This window comes from Chitinophaga sp. (genome assembly GCF_036569185.1).
In the GTDB taxonomy this organism is placed as follows: Bacteria; Bacteroidota; Bacteroidia; order Chitinophagales; family Chitinophagaceae; genus Chitinophaga.
This window is the reverse complement of sequence record NZ_DATCRD010000148.1, coordinates 1-19,702: the sequence shown is the minus strand read 5'-3', so window position 1 is coordinate 19,702 and position 19,702 is coordinate 1. Positions and strand designations below refer to the sequence as shown.

Below are 19,702 nucleotides of genomic sequence, written 5' to 3'. Positions count from 1 at the left end.
TAGCTAAACAATACAACTTTAAAAAATGTGAAGTGTTATTTGGGATTTGGAAGATGTTATGGGAGATTTGGCCTTTAATTCTGGAATTTTTCCGTATGCGTATTATTTTTTCTTTGTTGTTATTGTTGAGTGTTGGATTTAACGTGAGCGCCAGGCAGAAAGTTTTTGATTTTAATACCCGCTGTGAGCAGGCATATGATGCTATCATGCAGTTGAGGTTAAACACCGGAAGGGCTTTGCTGGAAGCAGAGAAAAAAGAGCACCCGGATAATCTGGCGCCTTATTTCCTGGATAACTATGCGGATTTTTTCCCGCTCTTCTTTAATGAAGATCCTGCAGAGTATTCAAAGAAAAGGAGCCTGCGGTCGTTCCGGCTGAATAAAATGGCGGAAGGATCACCGGATTCTCCTTACTACCTGTACACACAGGCGGCGATCAAGTTCCAGTGGGCGCTGATCAAAATAAAGTTTGATGAAAAATGGGATGCCACCTGGGAGATCCGGAAGGCATACATGATGCTGAAAGAAAACCAGCAGCGGTTTCCTGGTTTTGTGCCTAACAACCTGTTGCTGGGCGCTATGCAAACCGTATTCGGGACCATTCCGGAAGGATACAAGTGGATTACCAATATCCTGGGCCTTAAGGGGAGTATGAAAGACGGGATGGCCAATGTGAACAAGTTCATTGAGAGCAATGCGCCGGAAGCAAAGTTATTCCGGGAAGAATCCTACTACTATTACTGCTACCTGATGTTGTTTATTGTGAATAAACCGGAAGAAACGTGGGAATTCCTGCAAAGAAAACAGCTGGATACAAAGAACAACTACCTGTTTGCTTTAATGGTGGCTAACCTGTCACTGAACAACCAGAAGGCTGCCACTGGGATAAAAGTGCTCCAGGAGCGTAATGATACAGCGGAGTATGCGGACATCCAGTATTACAACTATGTAATGGGCTTACTGAAACTAACGAGGTTAGACCAGGATGCGCATATTTACCTGGAACGGTTTGTCAATAACTTCAAAGGCAAGTTTTATGTGAAGGAGTGCCTGCAGCGGCTCAGCTGGTACTATTACCTGGAAGGGAACCAGGCGGCGGCAGATAAATACCGGGCTTTGATCCTCACAAAAGGCGGGCTGGAAACGGATGCAGATAAGCAGGCATTGAAGGAAGCCAAAACCGGTAAATGGCCCAACCCTTTCCTGTTGCGGGTGCGTTTACTGAGCGATGGCGGGTATTTCACCAAAGCGCTGGCATTACTGCTCACAAAAAAAGCGGCAGAATTCCCGGCAATGGAAGATAAACTGGAATATGCCTACCGACTGGGCCGCATTTACGACGAAAGCGGGCAGGACGATCAGGCCATCGCCATGTATGAAGTAACCATAAAAGTAGGCAGCAACAGGCCGGAATATTATGCGGCCCGCGCTTCCCTCCAAATGGGTTACATTTATGAAAAAAGAAACGATAAAGCCAAAGCCATAGAATGTTATCAGCGTTGTCTGAACATGAAAGGCCATGATTATAAAAACTCCCTTGACCAGCGCGCCAAAGCAGGGATGCAGCGGGTTAACGGAACCTGAGCTTTCAACATCATAAAGGAATTTCCTTACTTATGTTACAGCGATTAACCATCAAGAATTACGCAATTATCGATCACCTGGAAGTAGACTTCTCAGGAAACCTCAACGTGATTACCGGGGAAACCGGTGCAGGTAAATCTATTCTGCTCGGGGCCCTTTCCCTGATACTGGGAGAAAGAGCGGACCCGGGAGTATTGTTCGATAAAACCGGCAAATGCATCATAGAAGGATTTTTTAAAGTAAAAAAATCACAGGTGGCCGATTTCTTCCAGGAACATGAACTGGACCTGGAAGATCAGCTGATCATAAGAAGAGAAGTAAGTGCCGCCGGTAAATCAAGAGCCTTTGTAAACGATACGCCGGTGAATATCTCCCAGCTGGCAGAGCTCAGTGGTTACCTGGTAGACCTGCACCAGCAGTTTGATACACTGGCGCTCGGTAATGCGGATTTCCAACGGGAAGTGATTGATGCACTGGTGAACAAGCCCGCCGAATTGCAGCAATATCACCAGGAGTTTATCCAGTACACACAGGTACAGAAGAAATATAAACAACTGCTGGATAACCGCGACAATGCCAATAAAGAGCTGGACTATAACCGTTTCCTCCTCGATGAACTGGCGGAAGCAGGTTTTAACCCCAACGAAATAGAAGACCTGGAAGCGGAGCTGCAAACATTAAGCCACGCGGAAGAGATCAAGAATACACTTAACCGTGTTTATTTTCAGCTGAAAGAAGATGAACAGCCCATCCTGCAGCAGTTAAAGCAGCTGCAATCATCCCTGCAGGGATTGTCGGGTTTTCATAAAGATGTACCCGCAGTGGCTGAACGACTGCTATCCACCTATCTTGAGCTTCAGGATATTGCCGGGGAAGTGGAAAGTATTAACGATCATGTACAATACGATGCGCAACGGATAGAACTGGTGAATGAAAGGATGGCGCTGGGTTACCGGTTGTTCAAGAAACATGGCGTACAAACCACGGATGAACTGCTGGCCATAAAGGAAACGCTGACACAGAAGGTAGATGATGTGCTGAACCTGGATGAGCAGCTGGCATCATTGGAGCAGGAACAAACACGGTTGAAAGAAAGCCTGACGAAAGCAGCCGGCGTTATCACCGGTCACCGCCAGGAACAGGCCGGGCCTTTTGAAAAACATGTGAATGCCCTGCTTGCGCAGGTAGGTATGCCTAATGCCCGCCTGAAAGTGGCTATCACGCCCGGGGAGCTCAATCCATATGGACAGGATACCATCGAATTCCTGTTTGATGCCAATAAGAGCAACCAGTTTGCGCCGGTAGGCAAGGTGGCATCCGGTGGTGAGTTGAGCCGTATTATGTTATGTATCAAATCGCTGGTAGCGCAGTCAGTAGCACTCCCTACCCTGATCTTCGATGAAATTGACACGGGGATTTCGGGAGAAGCGGCCCGCCAGGTGGGTGTTATCCTGAAAGGCCTTGCCAAATCGCACCAGATCATCTGTATTACCCATCAGCCGCAGATTGCGGGCAAAGCAGATGCGCATTACTTTGTGTATAAAGATGCCAAAGCCGATAAGGTCACTACCAGTGTACGTTTGTTATCACCGGATGAAAGGGTGAATAAGATTGCCCAGATGCTGAGCGGAGAGCGGCCCACCGCTGCCGCGCTGGAAAACGCCCGCGAAATGCTGGCTATACACTGATAACTGCCGTTTTATAACTGCGTAACATAATATCCGGTAATAACGCTTCATAACAGCCATCAATATATAATTGCTATGCCGCAGTAGCTGCTTTATAGCTGCTATTGCGTAAAAACCATTCCATATTAGCTGTTAGCCTTTAGCAGGCTGCCTTTAGCTGGTATAAAACCATCTAAATGCCGTTGCGGAGAGCTAACAGCTTTTTTTTTCAACTATAACGACTATTTTTGCCGAAATTAATTTTTGACCAAATGGCTCATAACTTATTAAAAGGGAAGAAAGGTATCATCTTTGGCGCACTGGACGACAAGTCTATTGCCTGGAGAACAGCACTGCGTTGCGTGGAAGAAGGCGCTGAAATTGTGCTTACCAATGCCCCTATTGCCCTGCGTATGGGTGAGATCAACAAACTGGCGGAAACCTGTAAAGCACCTGTTATTCCGGCTGATGTTACCAATATGGATGATCTGACCAACCTGTTCAACAAATCCATGGAGCATTTTGGAGGCAAGATCGACTTCGTTCTCCACTCTGTTGCTATGGGTATGAACATCCGTAAAGGCAGAAGCTATACCGACCTGGATTACGATTTTAATCACAAAACATTTGATATCTCCGCAATGTCACTGCACCGCGTGCTGCAAACAGCTTATAAGCTGGATGCACTGAACGAATGGGCTTCTGTGATTGCAATGTCTTATATCGCAGCTCAGCGCGTATTCCCGGACTATGGAGAAATGGCAGATGCCAAAGCCCTGCTGGAATCAATTGCTCGCAGTTTCGGCTACCATTACGGCACCCACAAGAAAGTACGCATAAATACCATCTCCCAGTCGCCGGTTAAAACAACTGCAGGTGGCGGTGTGAAAGGTTTCGATGGCTTTATGTCCTACGCAGAAAAAATGAGCCCACTGGGTAACGCCACTGCAGACGAATGCGCTAACTACGCTGTGGCCATGTTCTCCGACCTCACCAGGATGGTGACTATGCAGAACCTGTTCCACGACGGAGGTTTCTCCTTCACCGGTGTATCCAAGCCAGTGATCGACCAGATGGAAAAATAATAGCTTTATTTACTGAGCCCGGCGATGTAGCAAATGATAGGATCATCATTGCAGCATCGCCGGATCATTAAATACCAAAATAAAAGCCGCTTCCTTATCAGGAGCGGCTTAGTAATTATTTGTCATAGTAAAACGGGAGTGTGCGGTAAGCGATAGTGGCTAATATTCATCTTCGTTAAAGAAGAAGTCGTCCTGTGACGGATAATCAGACCAAATATCTTCAATCCCCTCATAAATTTCTCCCTCATCCTCCAGCTCCTGAAGGTTCTCGATTACTTCGATCGGTGCACCGGAACGAATGGCGTAGTCGATAAGTTCGTCTTTAGTAGCTGGCCATGGAGCGTCCTCCAGGTATGAAGCTAATTCTAATGTCCAGTACATCTTATTAAAATTTTTACTTTTTAATTTTCCGCAAAAGTATTATTTAATTTGAAATAAACAACTTTTACTATTTTATCGGTTAATTACTTTTCTTTGGGTTATGCTAACCGCTCGCAATGTTACCAAAAATTATTCCAATTTACCCATATTAAAAGGGGTGGATATTACTGTCAGTAAGGGGGAGATAGTAACTATCGTGGGATCATCCGGAGCCGGCAAAAGCACTTTGCTGCATATTCTCGGAACCCTTGATACGCCTACTGCCGGGGAGGTATGGCTGAATGATGTCAATCTGACGGCTTTAAAGGGAAACACCCTGGCCGATTTCAGGAACCGTCATATTGGCTTTATTTTCCAGTTCCATCACCTGCTGCCGGAATTCACCGCCCTTGAAAATGTTTGTATCCCCGGCTACATTGCCGGCGCCCGGAAAAGCCAGGTAAAGGAAAAAGCCGTATTCCTGCTGGAAACGCTGGGCCTCAAAGACCGGCTTGAGCACAAACCCAACGCCCTCTCCGGCGGAGAGCAACAAAGGGTAGCCGTGGCGCGCGCCCTGATCAACGATCCGGATGTGGTAATGGCCGATGAGCCAACCGGTAACCTCGACTCCCGTAACGCCAGGGAGCTGCATCACCTTTTCATGGAACTGCGGGACCAGCTGAAACAAACCTTCATCATTGTTACGCACAATGAAGAACTGGCGCCTATGAGCGACCGTCAGCTGGTAATGAAGGACGGGAAAATTATTTAGCCGTAGATACGGATGCCTGCCTTAAAAGTATTACAGTGCGCATTTACGATATCGCGGATATGGGTGGAATAGCCACCTCCCATGGCCACCGCGCAGGGGATATGATGTTGCCGCAGTGAATGGAAAACCATTTCATCCCGCTCCAGGCAGCCCTGCTGCGTTATTTTCAGCTTTCCGAACTTATCAGTTTCCAGTATATCCACCCCGGAGAGATAAAAAACAAGATCGGGTTTTACCCGGTTAATCAGCACAGGTAAAGCTTCTTCCAGCAACTGCAGATAGGCGCCGTTATCCATGCCGTCTGCCAGGGGAATATCCCAGTCGGATGTCTCTTTATGAAAGGGATAATTATGCGCACCATGCATACTAAACGTGTATACATGAGGGTTATCTGCAAACAGCGCGGCAGTACCATTACCCTGGTGAACGTCCAGGTCTATCACCAGCGCCTGCCGGATGAGTTGCCTGTGTAACAGGTAATTGGCGGCAACAGCAAAATCGTTGAGCAGGCAGAAACCTTCCCCATGATCTGCAAATGCGTGATGGGTGCCTCCCGCCACGTTAAAACCAATGCCATGATCCAGCGCATGCAGCGAAATATCAATGGTGCCCTGCGTAATCACTATCTCCCTTAAAGTGAGGGCGGGCGACTGCGGGAACCCTATCTTCCGCTGCTCCCGCGGTTCCAGTGTTTGATCCCTCAGCTTATGCCAGTATTCAGCTGTATGCGTGAGGAGGATGCTTTCCTCCGTAGCGGGTTCAGGGGCAAATAACTGCCCGGGTGTAATAATACCTTCCCGCAGCAGCTGTGCAGGTATCAGTTCATACTTGAGCATCGGGAAGCGATGGTCGGCCGGCAGGGGATGGGTATATATATCGTGACTGGCAATTTTCATTGTGCGCGTATAATCGATTTCCCGGCTATTACAAACACAGGATCCCTTTCATCAGGGTCAAGGGTAGCCGAGCCGGTAAAGTGGCCAAAAGCGGGTAAAATGCCGCAATAACGGCCAAAATAGAAACAGGGTAAACGCAGTCGCTGCCTGCCGGCTCCCTGCATCACGAAAGCCGGGTGCAGGTGCCCGGAAAAAGTATAGGCGAAGCCATTGGCATCTTCACAAGGCTCATGAATAAAATGAATGTTACGCAGGGTAAGCGCAGGATGTACATTGATCTGCAATTGCCCGTACACATCATCGGGCATGATATCATGGTTGCCTTTTACCAGGTCGAAGGAGATCCGGGAAAACTGTTGCCGCCATAACCTGAAATACTGTACTTCGTTGTTCTCCCGGCTATGGAACATATCGCCCACTATAATGATCCGCTCCGGCAGGTAACGGGTGATCAGCTGTTGCAACCGGAACAGGTCTTCCTGTACAATGCCCGCCGGCACGGCAATTCCTGCCTTCCTGAAATGAGCCGCTTTCCCCAGGTGCAGATCCGAAAGGATCAGCGCTTTCTCTTCTTCCCAAAAAATTGCCCGCTGTGGCAACAAATGCCAATGCTGCTCCTGAAAGTGAAATATTTCCCCAACCACTGGTTCAACTGTTTTTTAATGAAGTGCAAATTAGAGATTTCTTAGCCGTTCACCGTGATCAATTTTTTGATCCTGTCTTCCAGCTTTTCGCTGGTCATGGTATCACGCAAACTGTCTACTTTAATGGGGAAGCAGAAAGGCGTGAGCTTTTGCGGCGTGGTGATCACAATCCGGCTTACTGCAATACGTTCCAGCGTTTCCCTCAAACGGGCTTCTTCCATCTGGTAAAAGAACGCTTCATTGAACGCCTGTTTCAGCAGCAGGTTTTGAGGATCGTAATCCCTGAATACATTGAACAGCAGCGAAGCCGATGATTGCAGGTGACGGTTGGCTTTGTGCTTGCCGGGATAACCCTGGAATATCAGACCGGCTATCACTGCGATATCGCGGAACTTACGGCGTGCCATTTCCGTAGCGTTTACACTGGTTTGCAGTTCTGTGAGCAGGTTTTCGGTAGAAAATAACTGTTTGGCATTTTCGGCTGTTAACGGGATAGGCTGGTCAGATAGCAATTCGAAGCCATAGTCGTTCATGGCCATAGAAAAAGTAATGGGCTGGATACGGCTTATCCGGTAGGCCAGCAGCGCTGCCATTACTTCATGTACCAGCCTTCCTTCAAAGGGATATACGAAAAGATGATAACCGTCTTTGGTAGTGATCTGTTCAATCAGCAGCTCTCCGGCCTTTGGAATGTGCGACAGCTCTTCCTGCAAATTGAACAGCGGCTGCAGGGCGATCAGTTCGGGATCTTTTGTGTTCCGCGAGAGGGCTTCATTGAATTTTTCCCGGAGCATGCGCCCCAGGTTAGACGACAGGGGAATACGGCCGCCCTGGTAGCTGGGCACAATAGATCTTTTGGAATTGGATTTACGTACCAGCACGGTCATATCCTTGATCAGCACAAATTCAAGATTGCGGCCAGCCAGCGTAAAGGAGTCGCCGGGCGATAACCGGGAAATAAAGCTTTCTTCTATCACGCCAATATAGCCGCCGCTCATGAACTTTACTTTCAGCATGGCGTCGCTTACAATGGTACCAATGTGTAAACGGTGGCGCATGGCCATCATGCGGCTGCGGCAGATATAGAAATTGCCTTCCCGTTCTACTTTTTTGAATTCATCATAGCTGCCCAATGCATCGCCACCAGTGGTAAGAAAAGAAAGGAGCCACTGCCAGTCATCTTCCGTGATATGTTGGTAACAGAAGGTCTGCCGTACTTCTTCCCAGATATCACTGGCGTGAAAGCCGTCGGATACTGCCAGTGTCATCAGGTATTGGAGTAAAACGTCGTAAGCGAGCAATACCGGCATCCTGCTTTCAATAAGGTCCTGTTCCATAGCGGCTTTGAGCGCAGCCGCCTCTACCAGTTCCAGTGCATGCGTGGGCAGGAAGAAAATTTTACTGATGGCGCCGGGCTGATGTCCGCTACGGCCGGCTCTCTGTAGGAACCGGGCCACCCCTTTGGGGCTGCCCACCTGTATCACGCTGTCGACCGGCCGGAAATCCACGCCCAGATCCAGGCTGGCGGTACATACCACCGCTTTCAGAATCCCATTGTGCAGCGCTTCTTCCACCCATATGCGCAGTTCCATGTCTATAGACCCATGATGCAGGGCCAGTGCGCCGGCCAGCATGGGATCTTCCCGTAGCAGGGCCTGGTACCACAGCTCTGATTGGGACCGGGTATTGGTGAATATCAGCGTGGTTTGACTGTCGTTGATAACAGGAAGCGCCTGCGGCAGCATTTTGATCCCCAGGTGCCCTGCCCAGGGATAATTTTCTATTTCGTGGGGGATCACGCTTTTCAGGGCAATATTCTTTTTTAGTTTGGCGCGGATGATAAGCCCATCGCTGTGATACGGTCCCAGCAACACTTCCATTGCTTCGTCGAGATTGCCGATAGTAGCAGAGATCCCCCATACCTTCAACTGGTTTTCACGCAGTCCTCTCAGGCGGCTGAGGCCAAGCTCCACCATCACACCGCGCTTGCTGCCTATAAGCTCATGCCATTCGTCTACCACAACGGTGTGCAGGTGCTTAAATACAGAGGGGTATTCTTTCTGGGCCAGCAGCAGGTGTAAACTTTCCGGTGTGATGATCAGCACTTCGGGCATCTGCTTTTTTTGTGCAGCCCGTGTGGAAACAGGGGTATCGCCGCTGCGGATGCCCACCTGCCAGGGAATGTTGAGTTCCTGCAGGGCGCTTTCCATGGCCCTTCCCAGGTCTTTGGCAAGTGCACGCAGGGGTGTTATCCATAAAAGCTGTAAGCCATTTTTTGTTTTACGGGTATAGTCTTTCGGGTGCGCATCTATCCATGCGATAACGGCTCCCAGGAACAGGGAGAAGGTTTTTCCGAAGCCGGTAGGGGCATTTACGATCCCCGATTTGCCCTGCAGGTAAGCTTTCCAGGCATCCTCCTGGAATTTGAAGGGCTTCAGGTCCTTTTCGCCCAGCCAGTTATTGATCACTTTCCATCCACCCGAACGTTGTTGCATAGGAATGAAATTAGCATAAAATGATAAATCGTGAAACGCTTATTTTTGCGTTATGCTCGCAAAATTTTTCCATCTCACCGAACACAAGACAACTGTAAAAAAAGAAATACTGGCAGGGTTAACTACCTTTTCCACAATGGCATATATACTGGCCGTTAATCCCAGTATACTGTCGCGCACAGGAATGGATTTTAATGCACTGATCACTGCCACAGCGCTGGCGGCGGCTATTGGTACGCTGGTGATGGCGTTATATGCCAGGCTGCCTATAGGCGTGGCGCCGGGAATGGGATTGAATGCTTTTTTTGCCTACACCATTGTATCGGCTATGGGTTATAGCTGGCAGTTTGCGTTGACCGCCGTGTTCCTGGAGGGAATTATTTTTATTTTTTTGTCGATGTTCCGGATCCGGGAGGCGATCATCAACAGCATACCGGAAAACCTGAAGCACGCTATTTCAGTGGGCATCGGCTTATTGATTGCATTGATAGGGATGGCCAATGCGGGTATTATTGAAACGGGCATGCATCATGTGGGCGACGGAAAACTGGACGGCGTGATCCTGAAGATGGGGAACATTACCAGTGTTGGGCCCCTGGTTGCGTTGATAGGGCTGATTGTGAGCGCTGTACTGATGTACCGTAATGTGAATGCCGCTTTACTGATTGGCATACTCGCTGCCACGGTGGTAGGGATCCCGCTGGGGATCACGCATTTCCCGGCAAACGGCCACCTGGTAAGCCTGCCACCCTCGCTGGCGCCCGTAGCCTTCAAATTAGAGTTCGATAAGATATTCACCCTGGATATGGTGATGATCCTGTTTACCCTGCTGATGGTAAATCTTTTTGATACCGTAGGTACATTGATAGGGCTTTGCAATAAAGCCGGGCTGCTGGATGAGAATGGACGCCTGCCCCGCGCCAAGCAGGCGTTGATGGCAGATGCGGTGGGCACTACCGCTGCAGGTTTGTTAGGCACCAGCGTAGTAACAGCCTACGTGGAAAGTGCCAGTGGTATTGCAGCGGGAGGTAAAACGGGTTTAACAGCCCTTACAGTGGCCGTTATGTTCCTGCTTTCCCTGTTCTTTGCACCGGTATTTGCCATGATCCCGCAGGCGGCTACAGCACCCGCCCTGATCATTGTAGGTATGCTGATGATGGGAGCGGTGACCAAAATAAATTTCAATGATGTAACAGAAGCGATTCCCGCGTTTTTAGCTATTGTGATGATGCCTTACAGCTACAGCATTGCAGAAGGGATCGTGTTTGGTATGTTGTCTTATGTATTACTGAAAGTATTAACCGGGCAATACAAAAGCATCAGCCCTGTGATGTATGTACTGGCAGTGTTGTTTGTCATTACTTTCCTCGTGAAGTAATTATTCTTTCAGCGTAACGGCATCGTCGCCCACGTAAAGGGTATGCATCATACCACATTTAAGCGCATAGTTATTTTTCTGATGCCCTACGGGGAAATTGAAACATACCGGGTAACTGAAATCCTTTACTTTTTCCAGAACCATATCGTATACCGTTCTGCCAAATTCTTCGCCGGGATCATCCGGTTTAATACGGTTAAACCCGCCAATGATAAGGCCCGCTAGGTTATCCAGCTTATGCGAGCGCTGAAGGGTGCCCAACATACGGTCGAGGCTATACGGATATTCCCCCACTTCTTCCAGGAACAGGATCTTTCCGTTTGTATCAATTTCAGAGTCGGTGCCCGACATACTTTGGATAATGGAAAGATTGCCGCCGGTGATCACGCCACGTGCTTTCCCTTTCCGGTTACGGGTATCCGGTGCTGTGCTGTACTGCATTTTTTTACCGGTGAGCGCCTGGTAAATAGACATGATGGTATCCTGGATAACAGGTTCTGATTTTCCGAAATCATCCGGGAAGCTGTTGCACATTTTGGAATGCAGGGAGGCTATGCCGAAGTGCCGGCCAATATGGCAATGTAATACGGTAGCATCACTAAAGCCGATCACCCATTTGGGTTTCCGCTGGAAACGGGAAAAATCGAGCTTGTCAATGATCCGTGCGGTGCCATAGCCACCACGCCCACACATAATGGCTTTCACATCATCATCGTTCAGCATGGCCTGCAGGTCGGCCAGTCTTTTGGCATCAGTGCCGCCGAAGCTGTAGTCGCGGTCGCCAACGGTTTTGCCTATACGTATATTAAAACCCCAGCTTTCCATAATCCGGATGGCAGGTTGTATCTCCTCCCTGTTAATGTACCCCGCGGGGCAGGTGATGCCAATGATATCGCCGGGTTTCAGGTAAGGAGGCACAAGTGGCTCCTTTTTACCGGAAGGAACGGGTAAGCCAATGCTGGCAAGCGTTTGCAGCGCCGGTAATCCTGCGCCGGTGGTAATAAGGGCAGACAAAAAGTGTTTGCGGTTCATACGCTTAAAATAAGCATATTTCAGCAGATAACTATGCAGTGATCATTTCGCGGATAGACCAGTGGGCAATGTATTGTTCATCTTTCAACCGGATGATATCAATAATGCGCAGGGTAGCTTTCCTGCCGGTTGGCGCCTGTCCCATAAAAGGGGCGGTGAAGGTGCCTGTAAATGCTTTATGGGTAACTACTTTATCATCTTCCGCTATCATATCAAAAATTTCCAGCTGAAGATCCGGCATAGCAGGATGTAATAATTTTAAAATAAAATCGCGGGTGGCGTTACGGTCTTTGCTGCCTTCAGGCCCTGTGTGATTAATAAAATCCGGAGCTACTATTTCTTCAAATGCCTGGAGGTTACCTTTCACCAGGAACTCTTCATTAAAGCGTTTTACCACTGCCTTATTCTTTTCTGATAATGTTTGCATCTTCTTCTTTTTTTTATGTACACAAAATTATCGCGGAATATTTACGGCTGGTAACGGGAAAAGCTCAGATGATCGCTTTTTTGGCTCTTACATGATTGGGCGTAACGCCGTAGCGCTGTTTGAAGATGCGGATAAAGTGCGATGTGCTTTCAAAGCCACAGGTGACGGCTATTTCGGCTACCTGTTGTGTAGTGGTTTCCAGCAATGTGCGTGCATAAGACAGCCGTTGTTCATTGATCCACCGGCGGGGAGATGTTTGGTATTGCTGCTGGAAATCACGTTTAAAAGAAGCCAGGCTGCGACCGGATAACCTTGCCATTTCGTCCAGGGTAACCGGCTGGAACAAGTGCTGTTTTACAATAAAGGTAATGTCCTGTGGCTGGGCGTATACAATCTGCTGTATAAAAGCAAGTACGGAAGCATGCTGTGGAGTGCCCAGCAATAACAGGAATGCCTCATATAATTTTACAGACAGTAAAGCCGCCAGGGTAGATGGTTCCTCCCTGAAATAAATAGTATACTGTTCTCTGAAAGCCTCCAATAAAGGGGTAATGGGAACAGTGAGATAATTGGTGGAAGCAGCTTTAACCGGCGTCGTATAATTGTATTTGTGCAGGAACCTGCGCAGTTGTTCATCTGAAAAATATAACAGCAAACTTTGAAACTGTAAACCTTCTTCCACAAAATCAGACATCACGTAGAAGCCGCGTTTCATCAATAGCATGGAACCTGCTTCCACCTTCACCGTATGCTGGTCGAAGTGCAACAGCTTATGCCCGGTTAACACAAATATCATTACATTTTCCGTGAGGAATACGGTGCGTTTTTCGGCTTTATTTCTTTGCTTCAGCTGAGCAAAATGGATGTTACCTGCTTTAAGGATCTGTTGCCCTTCCTGGTTTGTTGGAAATTTGACTAACATGGGGCAAAGGTAAGGGAATCCGCAGCAGGATTAAACCGGGTGCCGGACAAAGCCGATTTGAACCCGTGGTTCCTGTGGAGAACTTAGTAATTGTTTGAGATATTCAAAGACTAATGTTATCTGTTCATCATGGCCTGTTATACGGGTTTCCAATTGTTCCAGCTTTAGCAGGATATCTTTTTGTGTAAGTGTCATTTCCCTCATTTTGATAAAAATGCGGACAATCTGAATATTCACCGCGATAGCCCTGTCGCTGTTCAAAATACTGGCGGGCATTACCGCTCCATGTTCTGTGAATACATAGGGAAGATTTTGGAGAGAATTTCAAATTTTTATGGTGGTCGCATTTTGCGACTACCTCTTCTTTTTCAATAACGTTAACTGGAACATAAAATCATTCGGAAAACGCTTCAGGTTACGCTTTTCCCTTTTTAACTTTTCCCTACACAAAACGTTACTATTAATGGCAGCATTTTTGAAATCAATTCCAAAACCTGATGCTATGCGTCTCCTCATTATTTTCTTATCACTTCTGTCCGCTTCCACTGCGGTAACCGCGCAGAAAAGCGCCTGGCTCATCACTCCCGGAAAATCTATAGGGCAGATAAATATTGAAGCCCCGGCCCAGAGCCTTTCCGTATTAGGAAAACCGGACGGTGGCGATGCAGCTATGATGAAAGCCTGGCGGATCTGGTACAGCCGCAGGAAAGATAACAGTATCGATTCTTCGCATATGCTGGCCGTATTTACTGCGATGCGCACCCAGGATACACAATATGTAAAACAGATCCGGGTGAATTCACCGAAGTTCAGAACCAGTAAGGGAGTAGGCCCCGGAAGCACAATTGCCGCTATCAGGAAAGCATACCCTGGTGCCCAGAAGGCACAGGCTTATGAATCTGCCAATAAAGCCAGAAAGATTGTAGTGTATGAAGATAAAAAGCTGGGAATTGCTTTTGAAACGGCTAATTCCGGGAAAAGGAAACCAGTATGTTCTATGGTAGTTGTTTTTGATCCCGGGGAATCTGCCGCAGGCGTCCTGGATTTTCATGCAGGGTTTGATCTTATGAATCCTGTGGCGCCATAGCTTTCCGTTTGTTTTCCCTTTTCTTCTGTCTCATTTGCCGGTCCAGCTCATGATAATATTCCCGGGGATGTTTATAACGCTCCTTCTCCCTGTGCTCATGTATACGGATGCCTATGTTATAGAGCAGCGACATGCTGAAGAGGCCTTTGATATCAGGGTTATTATTGCTGAAGTTAAACATGTAGGACGACTGAAGGCTCCACGAGGAATTACCCATTGGAAAATTGATCCTGCCGTCCAGCACCAGGCCGTGTGCATGCACTTCGGTAGTGTCTATTCCCGGACCGGCATCTACACGGCGCCAGCCATTGTGTGCTGCATAACCTGCCCCAACCGAATAACCCATATATTTATAGCTATGCGGAGTGGCAGCATTACCAAAGGTATAATTAATAGTTACGGGAACATTTACCATCCATCCTGGTTGAATAGGACCAGGCATATCATACGCTTTGTTAGTACGGCGGTCACTACCCACAGAAGGCCCTATTGCAAAGCAGGCGCCAATTGATAAACTTTCCTTTTTAGAAAACTCATAAAAATTGAATCTCGGTTCAAAGCTGAAAGCCATTGCACCATAATGATGGCCTCCTATGCCGCCTATTCCGACAGCCGATTGAAATGATCTTTTTTGGGCGGTAACATGCAATGTTGCAAATACTAACAGTGAAAGGTAAAGGTGTTTCATACAAGTGGAACGGATAAGTGAACGCTTGGTTACAGGGGCCGGTAGTTTTTATCAACCATTTTATCTTGTACTACTCACCTTTGCTCCTATATTGTAATTAACGGAGATGCCGGCAATACCATGAATGTCGGGGTTATATTGATTGTTATTGAAGAGATAGGAGCAACTGATACCAAATGAGTGATGACTAACAGGAAATCTTATCCCGGCGCCAAGCGCAATACCGGATACATGTACCTGGTTGGTGGTTACTTCTTCATCATCTATAAATTCCACACTACGGGTGGAATTCTGAAATCCATAACCGGCGCCCGCAAAAAATCCCCATTTTGTAAGCGCCTGGCTGGTGGCTGCATTACCATAATTCCAGGTCAGAAGGAATGGTACATTTATCATAAAGATACTGGTGGAATTGCCGCCTGTGTTGCTGTTGTAATTATCGCCGATAGAAGTACCCAGGCCAAGCTGCATCCCGGCCGATAATACCGATTTGTTGGAGAAACGTATCATATTCAGCCGGGGGGAATAAACGATTCCTCCACCCAGGAAATTGCGGGTGGTGAATAATCCTCCGCCTATCGCATGCGAAAACAACGGTGATTGCGCCCGCGCTGTAACGGGTATCAGGAAGCAGCATCCTGCACACAGTAATGCGTATAGACGTAACATAGGTATCGGGAATAGTTAAAAAACTACCTGGTGTGTAGCTTTAATCACTGAGATAACAAATATACTTTGTGTATGGCTTAGATTATCTAATTCGCCAAGTTTATTTACATAAAATTCACGGTATTCATCCATGTCTTTCACCTGTACTTTGATCATGAAGTCGAATTCACCGGAGATATTCAGGCATTCGGTTACTTCTGTAAAACCGAGTATTTCCTGAATAAATTTCCTGCCGCATTTTTTATTGTGCTCTTTCAGTGTGATATAACATAGTACGGTAAGACTCTTATTAATTTTCCTGGGGTCCACTATAGCGGCGTATTGCTTGATAACGCCTGCCTGCTCCATTTTCCGGATACGTTCATATACCGGGGTAGTACTGAGATTTAACTGGCGGGCAATATCGCGGATGGTCATTTTAGCATCCTGTTGTAATAATTTCAGGATACCAAGATCTTTCTCATCCAGGTTTAATTGTATATCCGTATTATTTTCTTTTTTACCGGGCATGCCTGTATCAATTTGGAACAAATATCTGATTTATTAGAAGATTATAGCTGTTTATTCTAAATTTTTGAGAATTAAATGTCTTTTGAGATGTTTTAATAGGTTTGTGCCGTGAAAAAAGAACGAATTATATTAACCGTAGCCTGTATGGCTATTTTCTTTGAAGCATTGGATGTATCCGTGCTTAACATGGCCATTCCACAGATGGAATCATTTTTTCATTTCGGTGTAAACGCCATTCAATGGGTGCAAACAGTGTATGTATTATTTTACGCCGGCCTTGTATTACTTGGCGGCCGGCTGGCAGATACCATAGGGAAGAAAAAAGTATTTGTTACCGGCGCCTGCTGTTTTGTACTGGCATCCCTGGCGGCAGGATTTTCCCTGAACTTTACCTGGTTGCTGATATGCAGGGCCTTGCAGGGCACAGGCGTGGCACTGGCCATCCCGGCAGCGATGGCTGTTATCACCAACACCTTTACGGAGCCTGTTGAAAGGAACCGTGCCTTTGGAGTTTTTGGCGCTACGGCGGGTATCGGGTTTGCCACGGGACTTGCCACCGGCGGCCTAATCAGTAATTATCTTGGCTGGCAATGGGTGTTTTTTATTAATGTGCCGGTAATAGGATCAGCCATTATACTGGCCATGATCTATATTCCGGCAGATGAAAAGCCGGCGGTAAAACCGGAGCATAACCTCCTGAGCGCTATCCTGATCACGGGCCTCATGATGCTCGCAGCATGGCTCATTCACGACCTTGGCAATATTACCCACCACTATATGCAGTATGGTTTGTGGCTGTTACTGTTTCTTGCGGCGGGTATATTTTTTATACGTCGGGAGCGCGTACATCCGTCGCCGTTAGTAGACCTCCGTTTGTTCCGGTTGCATGGAGTGATCACAGGAAACATCGGAGCAGTAATGCTTGGCAGCATTTTCCTGAGTTATATTTTCATGCTTACTTTATACCTGCAGCAGGATCTTCATTTCACTTCCTCCCAGGCGGGACTGCTGTTGTTTCCTTTCAGTATTTTATCCGGCATTGTTTCAAAATTTATCCTGCCACATCTCTTCAGAACAATGGGTGTGATAAAAACAGGCATGCTGGGTAATGTGTTTATGGGAGCCGGAATCCTGTTCTTTATGGCCAGTTATTTTACGGATTATTCTTTTTTGTTTATTCTCTGCGCGGCGGGTTGTATTAATTCATTTGGTATGGCCATTACATTTCCCTGTGTAACTATCCTGGCTGTGCAATCTGTTCCGGAGCCACAGCAAGGGCTTGCCTCGGGGATCAACGGTACGGCTAATGCGCTGGGAGGCGGCCTGGGACTGTCTTTGGCAGGATTAATAATGCAGCTGGCAGCAACCAGAGGATGGAGCAGTTATGGTGCAGCATTAACCATGCTGGTGATCATTGCGGTATTGTCTGTTGTACAACTATTGGTATTTTACCGGAAGAATGCATCAGCTGCCGGTGCCGGTGTTATGGCCATTCACCCGTAATAGTTCTTTCAGGTCTTCCAGGGTATTGATCTCCGCTACGGGCTTATCTTTCCGCCAACGGTTAATACGCGGGAAACGCAGCGCCACACCTGATTTATGACGATTGGAAGCAGCAATGCCTTCAAAAGCAATTTCAAATACCAGTTGTGGCTGCACTGTTCTAACCGGTCCGAATTTTTCAAGGGAGTGGCGTTTGATCCAGTTGTCCACTTCGGCAATTTCTTTATCTGTAAGACCGGAATAGGCTTTGGTAAAGGGTACCAGTTGTTCGCCATCTTTCACGGCAAAAGTATAATCGGTGTATAAATTTGAACGGCGGCCATGGCCTTTCTGTGCATATATCATCACTGCATCTATAGTGAGCGGATCAATTTTCCACTTCCACCAGTCGCCCCGTTTGCGGCCTACCTGGTAAGCAGCCATTTTTCTTTTGAGCATTAGTCCTTCGCTGCCTTTATCGCGCGATAGTAACCGCAGCTGTGTTAATTCATCCCAGCTATCGAAAACGATTTCCGGTGAAAGTTGTAACATCGGCGCCTGTACGTTTTGTACCAATGTTTCCAGCAGGGCACGTCGTTCTGCCAGTGTCTTTTCCCGGATATCTGTTCCTTCCCATTCCAGCAGGTCATAACTTAGAAAGATGACCGGCGCTTCCTGCAGCTGTTTGCGGGTTACATTTTTGCGGCCAATTCTTGTTTGCAATGTTTGAAAAGGTAGTGGCAATCCATTGTCAAAAGTGAGTATTTCCCCATCCAGTACTGTTCCATCCGGTAGCGCAGTATTCAGGGGTACAAACTCGGGGAACTTTTCCGTGATCAGTTCTTCTCCCCTCGACCATACAAACAGTTGCCCTTCCCGTTTGATGATCTGCCCACGGATACCATCCCATTTCCATTCCGCCTGCCATTCTTTTTCCGGTCCCAGCGCTCCGGGTGATCCTTCCAGCGCGTAGGCAAGGTAAAAGGGGTAGGGCCTGGATGCATCCGCACCGGTGGTATGTTGATGTAACAGTTCTTCTATGGTGACATTATGCGGATCCCAGTTGCCGCTGATCATATGGGAAAGGGTGGCGGGCTCGATGTCGTAAGTTCTGGCCAGCGCATTCACCATCATTTTCTGCGACACGCCTATACGAAAACCACCGGTGATCAGTTTGTTGAACACAAATCTTTCTCCGTTATCCAATGCATCCCATGCCTGTAAAATAAACGCCTGTTTGGTTTCTTCCGTTGCTTTTTCCAGTTGCTGCAACTGTTCCAGCCAGTAATGAAGAGGGGCTGCCACTGGCTTTGTCCGTGGGGGAAGCAGCAATGCAATGGTTTCACCAAGATCGCCTACGGTATGATAACATTCTTCAAAAAGCCAGTCGGACAGCCCGGTAACCTGCATGCACCATGTTTTCAGCTGGGTGCTGTTAACCGTCCGTTTTGGCCGCCGTCCGGAAAACAATGCGAGTACCCATGTTTTATCTTTATCCGGCGCTGTGGCAAAGTACTGGCTCAGCGCCCCCAGCTTCTCGTTGGTTTTGGTGCTGTTGCTTAATAGTTGTACCAGTTCAGCAAATTGTTGCACGGCTTAAGATTCAGGGTTATTAATAATTTCTTCGTCGCCATAGGAAGTAGTTACTTCCTGTGCGGCAATACCTTTCTCCGTCAGGTAACGGGCAAACACGCTACTGAAGCCATGTGTGGCATATACCTGTTCAGCGCCGGTGGCGGTAACTGCTTCCAGCAGGCCGGCCCAGTCGGCATGGTCAGATAGCGCAAAGCCTGCATCTGCATTCCTGCGCCTCATATTACCACGTACCTGCATCCAGCCACTGCATATGCCCAGTGAGTAAGGTTGGAACCTGCGCATCCATACATTATCTTCCGCCGAAGGCGGTGCAATGATTACCGCATTTTTAAAGGTTGCTTTAGGTGTTTCAGGAGTGATTCTTTCTACCGGAGGCAAAGGCCAGCCTTCCTGTAACAGCACTTCATGC

The 19,702-nt window shown here is 47.6% G+C and carries 18 protein-coding genes and 1 pseudogene; 7 read left to right on the top strand and 12 right to left on the bottom strand.

The features are described 5' to 3' along the window. Positions 1–95 precede the first annotated feature (95 nt). From VIM72_RS10450 to VIM72_RS10440, 3 genes are all read left to right on the top strand, one after another. Positions 96–1,583 carry a tetratricopeptide repeat protein gene (locus VIM72_RS10450; RefSeq protein WP_332002778.1) on the top strand — a complete coding sequence of 496 codons (1,488 nt, stop codon included), beginning with the start codon at positions 96–98 and terminating at the stop codon, positions 1,581–1,583. 32 nt (positions 1,584–1,615) lie between these two features. Next, positions 1,616–3,271, top strand: a complete 1,656-nt coding sequence (gene recN / locus VIM72_RS10445) for a DNA repair protein RecN (protein ID WP_332002777.1) — start codon at positions 1,616–1,618, stop codon at positions 3,269–3,271. A gap of 251 nt (positions 3,272–3,522) precedes the next feature. After that, positions 3,523–4,335 (top strand): enoyl-ACP reductase FabI, encoded by an 813-nt coding sequence (locus VIM72_RS10440; RefSeq protein ID WP_332002776.1) that lies wholly within the window; start codon positions 3,523–3,525, stop codon positions 4,333–4,335. 159 nt (positions 4,336–4,494) lie between these two features. Here the strand turns inward: VIM72_RS10440 and VIM72_RS10435 are convergent, their stop codons facing one another. Continuing rightward, positions 4,495–4,716 carry a DUF2795 domain-containing protein gene (locus VIM72_RS10435; protein WP_012794455.1) on the bottom strand — a complete coding sequence of 74 codons (222 nt, stop codon included), beginning with the start codon at positions 4,714–4,716 and terminating at the stop codon, positions 4,495–4,497. A 100-nt stretch (positions 4,717–4,816) separates the two neighbouring features. Between VIM72_RS10435 and VIM72_RS10430 the strand changes: the two genes are divergently transcribed. Further along, the gene (locus VIM72_RS10430; protein WP_325639997.1) at positions 4,817–5,467 is read left to right on the top strand and encodes an ABC transporter ATP-binding protein; all 651 of its coding nucleotides are present in this window, start codon (positions 4,817–4,819) and stop codon (positions 5,465–5,467) included. Here VIM72_RS10430 and VIM72_RS10425 read toward each other — a convergent pair. From VIM72_RS10425 to VIM72_RS10415, 3 genes are read right to left on the bottom strand one after another with little or no spacing between them, the layout of a single operon-like run. Further along, a complete protein-coding gene (locus VIM72_RS10425) occupies positions 5,464–6,363 on the bottom strand; it encodes a histone deacetylase (RefSeq protein ID WP_332002775.1) in 900 nt (299 codons plus the stop codon). The genes VIM72_RS10430 and VIM72_RS10425 overlap by 4 nt on opposite strands. Then, entirely contained in the window at positions 6,360–7,007 is a 648-nt protein-coding gene (gene pdeM / locus VIM72_RS10420) for a ligase-associated DNA damage response endonuclease PdeM (RefSeq protein ID WP_332002774.1), read from the bottom strand. The genes VIM72_RS10425 and pdeM overlap by 4 nt, the downstream gene beginning before the upstream one ends. A gap of 41 nt (positions 7,008–7,048) precedes the next feature. Beyond that, entirely contained in the window at positions 7,049–9,502 is a 2,454-nt protein-coding gene (locus VIM72_RS10415; protein WP_332002773.1) for a ligase-associated DNA damage response DEXH box helicase, read from the bottom strand. A gap of 52 nt (positions 9,503–9,554) precedes the next feature. Between VIM72_RS10415 and VIM72_RS10410 the strand changes: the two genes are divergently transcribed. Continuing rightward, positions 9,555–10,880, top strand: a complete 1,326-nt coding sequence (locus tag VIM72_RS10410) for an NCS2 family permease (protein ID WP_332002772.1) — start codon at positions 9,555–9,557, stop codon at positions 10,878–10,880. Here VIM72_RS10410 and VIM72_RS10405 read toward each other — a convergent pair whose 3' ends face one another. The 3 genes from VIM72_RS10405 to VIM72_RS10395 all read right to left on the bottom strand — a co-directional run bounded on the left by VIM72_RS10405 (position 10,881) and on the right by VIM72_RS10395 (position 13,261). After that, positions 10,881–11,912, bottom strand: coding sequence for an LD-carboxypeptidase (locus VIM72_RS10405; protein WP_332002771.1), 1,032 nt, complete (start codon positions 11,910–11,912; stop codon positions 10,881–10,883). It lies immediately after the preceding gene. Between the two features lie 31 nt (positions 11,913–11,943). Next, positions 11,944–12,339: an ester cyclase gene (locus VIM72_RS10400; RefSeq protein ID WP_332002770.1), complete on the bottom strand. Its 396-nt coding sequence runs from the start codon at positions 12,337–12,339 to the stop codon at positions 11,944–11,946. 64 nt (positions 12,340–12,403) lie between these two features. Next, positions 12,404–13,261 (bottom strand): AraC family transcriptional regulator, encoded by an 858-nt coding sequence (locus VIM72_RS10395; protein WP_332002769.1) that lies wholly within the window; start codon positions 13,259–13,261, stop codon positions 12,404–12,406. Between the two features lie 502 nt (positions 13,262–13,763). On the opposite strand from VIM72_RS10395, the gene VIM72_RS10390 reads away from it, so the two are divergent. Beyond that, complete coding sequence (locus VIM72_RS10390) at positions 13,764–14,348, top strand: hypothetical protein (protein WP_332002768.1); 585 nt, start codon at positions 13,764–13,766, stop codon at positions 14,346–14,348. On the opposite strand, the gene VIM72_RS10385 is transcribed toward VIM72_RS10390, so the two are convergent. The 3 genes from VIM72_RS10385 to VIM72_RS10375 are packed head-to-tail and all read right to left on the bottom strand — an operon-like array spanning position 14,326 to position 16,215. Then, a complete protein-coding gene (locus tag VIM72_RS10385) occupies positions 14,326–15,036 on the bottom strand; it encodes a hypothetical protein (protein ID WP_332002767.1) in 711 nt (236 codons plus the stop codon). The two genes, VIM72_RS10390 and VIM72_RS10385, sit on opposite strands and share 23 nt — an antisense overlap. 60 nt (positions 15,037–15,096) lie before the next feature. After that, the gene (locus VIM72_RS10380; protein ID WP_332002766.1) at positions 15,097–15,705 is read right to left on the bottom strand and encodes a hypothetical protein; all 609 of its coding nucleotides are present in this window, start codon (positions 15,703–15,705) and stop codon (positions 15,097–15,099) included. Between the two features lie 15 nt (positions 15,706–15,720). Beyond that, positions 15,721–16,215, bottom strand: a complete 495-nt coding sequence (locus VIM72_RS10375; protein WP_332002765.1) for an Lrp/AsnC family transcriptional regulator — start codon at positions 16,213–16,215, stop codon at positions 15,721–15,723. 108 nt (positions 16,216–16,323) lie between these two features. Between VIM72_RS10375 and VIM72_RS10370 the strand changes: the two genes are divergently transcribed. Beyond that, the gene (locus tag VIM72_RS10370; protein ID WP_332002764.1) at positions 16,324–17,718 is read left to right on the top strand and encodes an MFS transporter; all 1,395 of its coding nucleotides are present in this window, start codon (positions 16,324–16,326) and stop codon (positions 17,716–17,718) included. On the opposite strand, the gene VIM72_RS10365 is transcribed toward VIM72_RS10370, so the two are convergent. Together VIM72_RS10365 and VIM72_RS10360 are read right to left on the bottom strand one after the other, a co-directional pair. Continuing rightward, the gene (locus VIM72_RS10365; RefSeq protein ID WP_332002763.1) at positions 17,680–19,290 is read right to left on the bottom strand and encodes an ATP-dependent DNA ligase; all 1,611 of its coding nucleotides are present in this window, start codon (positions 19,288–19,290) and stop codon (positions 17,680–17,682) included. The two genes, VIM72_RS10370 and VIM72_RS10365, sit on opposite strands and share 39 nt — an antisense overlap. Before the next feature lie 3 nt (positions 19,291–19,293). Further along, positions 19,294–19,702, bottom strand: a pseudogene (locus VIM72_RS10360) (DNA ligase-associated DEXH box helicase); the annotation flags it as partial.

What these genes read in the sequence shown, in the direction of transcription:
- recN (WP_332002777.1), top strand. Translation starts at nt 1,616, where the DNA reads ATGTTACAGCGATTAACCATCAAGAATTACGCAATTATCGATCACCTG.
- VIM72_RS10425 (WP_332002775.1), bottom strand. Translation starts at nt 6,363, where the DNA reads ATGAAAATTGCCAGTCACGATATATATACCCATCCCCTGCCGGCCGAC.
- VIM72_RS10395 (WP_332002769.1), bottom strand. Translation starts at nt 13,261, where the DNA reads ATGTTAGTCAAATTTCCAACAAACCAGGAAGGGCAACAGATCCTTAAA.
- VIM72_RS10435 (WP_012794455.1), bottom strand. Translation starts at nt 4,716, where the DNA reads ATGTACTGGACATTAGAATTAGCTTCATACCTGGAGGACGCTCCATGG.
- VIM72_RS10380 (WP_332002766.1), bottom strand. Translation starts at nt 15,705, where the DNA reads ATGTTACGTCTATACGCATTACTGTGTGCAGGATGCTGCTTCCTGATA.
- VIM72_RS10410 (WP_332002772.1), top strand. Translation starts at nt 9,555, where the DNA reads ATGCTCGCAAAATTTTTCCATCTCACCGAACACAAGACAACTGTAAAA.
- VIM72_RS10440 (WP_332002776.1), top strand. Translation starts at nt 3,523, where the DNA reads ATGGCTCATAACTTATTAAAAGGGAAGAAAGGTATCATCTTTGGCGCA.
- VIM72_RS10390 (WP_332002768.1), top strand. Translation starts at nt 13,764, where the DNA reads ATGCGTCTCCTCATTATTTTCTTATCACTTCTGTCCGCTTCCACTGCG.
- VIM72_RS10385 (WP_332002767.1), bottom strand. Translation starts at nt 15,036, where the DNA reads ATGAAACACCTTTACCTTTCACTGTTAGTATTTGCAACATTGCATGTT.
- VIM72_RS10405 (WP_332002771.1), bottom strand. Translation starts at nt 11,912, where the DNA reads ATGAACCGCAAACACTTTTTGTCTGCCCTTATTACCACCGGCGCAGGA.
- VIM72_RS10430 (WP_325639997.1), top strand. Translation starts at nt 4,817, where the DNA reads ATGCTAACCGCTCGCAATGTTACCAAAAATTATTCCAATTTACCCATA.
- VIM72_RS10375 (WP_332002765.1), bottom strand. Translation starts at nt 16,215, where the DNA reads ATGCCCGGTAAAAAAGAAAATAATACGGATATACAATTAAACCTGGAT.
- VIM72_RS10415 (WP_332002773.1), bottom strand. Translation starts at nt 9,502, where the DNA reads ATGCAACAACGTTCGGGTGGATGGAAAGTGATCAATAACTGGCTGGGC.
- VIM72_RS10450 (WP_332002778.1), top strand. Translation starts at nt 96, where the DNA reads ATGCGTATTATTTTTTCTTTGTTGTTATTGTTGAGTGTTGGATTTAAC.
- VIM72_RS10400 (WP_332002770.1), bottom strand. Translation starts at nt 12,339, where the DNA reads ATGCAAACATTATCAGAAAAGAATAAGGCAGTGGTAAAACGCTTTAAT.